The sequence below is a fragment of the Acinetobacter sp. 226-1 genome, assembly GCF_030329325.1.
Classification (GTDB): Bacteria; Pseudomonadota; Gammaproteobacteria; order Pseudomonadales; family Moraxellaceae; genus Acinetobacter; species Acinetobacter sichuanensis.
In genome coordinates, this window is the sequence record NZ_JACANU010000043.1 from 1 (window position 1) to 2,809 (window position 2,809).

Here is a 2,809-nt window from a genome sequence, read left to right on the forward strand (position 1 = left end):
GTCAGCTAAATTATTTTCTTCACGCCATGTATCGATGCTTTCATTCACATCATCAATATTGAAAGACATCTCGAGTACGTGAGTTTGATTCGCTTGCGATTGATACAGGTTGCCAATCTTATTTGGGTTGTATTTTTTATTACGCTTTTTCATGCCATGCCCTTCCCATTTCTTACCATTTCCGTTTCTGTACGGTCAAATGCAGATGACAACTGTCTCCATAAGTCATCTGATAATCCTGTCCATCCATTGAGTAGTGAGGTGATTACAGATTCACTGATACCTGAATGCTTTGCTAAAATCGCTCTTACACCTCGTACAGAGCAAAATGCTTGCAACTGACCAAGACTGGAATTGTCTATAGGATTTTCAATCACAACCTCATTCTTCACTAAGTTTTTAAGCGGATGATCCAAATCATTCTGAAAAGCATTCAAAACATCACGTACAACACAAGCGGTGTAATGTGGTCTATTGTGACGCTCAGCGATTTGAATTAACGCTTGTCGAATATCTTGAGATTTCATACACCACCTCCAACGCGCTGATCTGCCCAAACACAATCCACCAGTTGTGATTGGTTTTCACGTAGACGTGACCACAACCGATCACCCAACCAATCCTGAAGAACACTTTGGTCATAGTTAGAAACCAGAATGGTGTTTTTCATATCGTCATAACGCTTAAATAAAACTTTATGAACAGCCTGTTTTTTAATGTCATTCATGTTTTTAGACTTACCTTCCTGACTCAATGAGTCATGTAAGCCAATTTCATCAATGATCAGTAAGTCATAACCCGCCAAGTCCTCAATCACAGATTCTTCGGTTTGATCTTTACGCCCCCAACTCGCAATGACTTTTTCTGAGATCTCAGCACTGGTGATGTAGCGTACTGATTTATTGATTCTCAATAAAAAACGCCCTATACCACAAGCCAAATGGGTTTTACCTGTTCCAGTACTCCCTACAAGCATGAGGTTTTTGAGTAGGTTCTGTTCACAATCCTTGGCAAACTGCACAGAAGCTTCAAGTGCGATCTGTTGTGGTGCTGACTGAACGATATAACTTTTCAAGGTGCAGTCATTGTGACGACGTGGAAAAAAGGCTTGCTTGGTACGTGTTTTAATCCATTCTTCTTTTTGCTTTTGGGCATCAACCTTGCGTGATTCTTCCAATGCGTTTTTAGAACAGACTGGACAAATTAAAGTGCCACGCATAACAAGCATTTGAACTGAGTGATCAGGGCAAAGCTCGTTTGATTTTTGAAAATTAAACATGATTCCCATCTCAACCAAACTCCTCGCCCAAAATTAGCGTAGGCACAAAATTAGGATCTAACTTGTTTTCAGCAATTTGATCTGCATAACGCGCGTTCACGTCCATTGGACTTGGTTTATGTTTTTCAGCTTGCTGTTCTGCAATACGGCGTTGTTCAGCAGTTTTGCGCTCTTGTGCTTGAGGCAAGAATGTATTCAACCAAACCACCATCCATTTTTGTGGTGTACGTTTGAATGCACTCACTGACCATGTGCTCATTTTTTTCAATTCTTCAAGAATCTCAGTTTTTGAGAGATCAGTGAAAATGGCTTCACCTTGGCTGATGAAATCTTGAATTGCAGATGGATATTTTTCTGTCACGTGTTTGAAAGAACATGAAGTCCAATCTTCGTTTTTGTATTCAACGAAGAATTGGCTTGTGTTGATTTTTTCCTGTTGCTGAACAGGTTTAATTTTTTCGCACGCGCCTTCTTCTTCACTTTTATTAAGTTCTTTATTAGAGTTCTTTATTAGACCCTCATGACATGGGGGTGGTGTACCCTCATGCTGTGTAGGTAGTGTACCTACATGATATGAGGGTGGTTGTTCAGTAGGTACATCACATGCACCTACATCCTGTGGGGGTGGTGTACCTACATTACATGTAGGTAGTTGCTTAGATAAAAGGTATTTTGTTGGCTTAGGATTTGTAAAATTCAAGCTATATAAACTTACTTTTCCTCTTGGTTTTATCGCTATTGCGAGTTGCCATTCCACCAAAACTTTAAGATATTTTTCAGCTGTTCGGCTATCTTTAAACCCACATAGCTCTTGTGCCAAACTAATAGAAAAAGCTCTAACATTATTCCCCTTTTGATTTAGGTGACGATTAAGCACCACCAGTATCGTTACGCATTGATCAGGTAATTCAGCAATATAACGTTCATCAATTAAAAAGTTAGGTAATGGTGTAAACCCATCTTGTTTATCCGACATGGTTTGTTGCCCTTGCTTCGGAAAAGGAACGACCACTGCATCCCGATCCTGTACCATCGCTAAGTTGCTCATGACACCTCCGCTAAAGCGTGTTCAGCTTCGGTTAAACGGCGGTTGGCATGGAGTTCAGCGACTGTGGCGTGGCGGATATTTTTAACGCTCACGCAAAATCCAGCGGCAATTGCCATGGTTTTGCTAATACCAGATAGAAATAAACTAACTTGTGCTGTATCACCTATGACATTCTCAAATACATAAAGATTGTTGGTATTAGGTCGCCAAGCCTCCGTTATACACACCACATCACCAACTAAGAAATCACTTTCAGTCGATTCTAATTCTGGCGAATTCGCCATAATTAAACAGTGATTGCATTGGAACTCGCTGCACTTGTTAGTGCATGGGTGTTTTGGTATAGTTGGGCTCATATTTATTAATTCTCCCTCTGTTACGAGTTAATGAGTTACTAAAAGCCTGATTCCCTAGATCAGGCTTTTTCCTTTTCTACACATGATGTGTATTTCTTCATTTGTTTAAGTGCTGCTAGATCCACA

At 40.2% G+C, this 2,809-nt stretch carries 4 protein-coding genes; all 4 read right to left on the reverse strand.

Translation table 11 applies throughout. From position 1 onward, the window contains the following. Window positions 1–149: 149 nt before the first annotated feature. The 4 genes from HX124_RS17890 to HX124_RS17905 are packed head-to-tail and all read right to left on the reverse strand — an operon-like array spanning window position 150 to window position 2,554. Window positions 150–527, reverse strand: a complete 378-nt coding sequence (locus HX124_RS17890; protein ID WP_286384426.1) for a hypothetical protein — start codon at window positions 525–527, stop codon at window positions 150–152. Next, complete coding sequence (locus HX124_RS17895; RefSeq protein ID WP_286384427.1) at window positions 524–1,279, reverse strand: ATP-binding protein; 756 nt, start codon at window positions 1,277–1,279, stop codon at window positions 524–526. The genes HX124_RS17890 and HX124_RS17895 overlap by 4 nt, the downstream gene beginning before the upstream one ends. A 10-nt stretch (window positions 1,280–1,289) precedes the next feature. Further along, window positions 1,290–2,327, reverse strand: a complete 1,038-nt coding sequence (locus HX124_RS17900; RefSeq protein ID WP_286384428.1) for a hypothetical protein — start codon at window positions 2,325–2,327, stop codon at window positions 1,290–1,292. Continuing rightward, the gene (locus HX124_RS17905; protein WP_286384429.1) at window positions 2,324–2,554 is read right to left on the reverse strand and encodes a hypothetical protein; all 231 of its coding nucleotides are present in this window, start codon (window positions 2,552–2,554) and stop codon (window positions 2,324–2,326) included. Before HX124_RS17905 ends, HX124_RS17900 begins: the two co-directional genes overlap by 4 nt. Between the last annotated feature and the right edge of the window lie 255 nt (window positions 2,555–2,809).

What these genes read in the sequence shown, in the direction of transcription:
- HX124_RS17890 (WP_286384426.1), bottom strand. Translation starts at nt 527, where the DNA reads ATGAAATCTCAAGATATTCGACAAGCGTTAATTCAAATCGCTGAGCGT.
- HX124_RS17895 (WP_286384427.1), bottom strand. Translation starts at nt 1,279, where the DNA reads ATGTTTAATTTTCAAAAATCAAACGAGCTTTGCCCTGATCACTCAGTT.
- HX124_RS17900 (WP_286384428.1), bottom strand. Translation starts at nt 2,327, where the DNA reads ATGAGCAACTTAGCGATGGTACAGGATCGGGATGCAGTGGTCGTTCCT.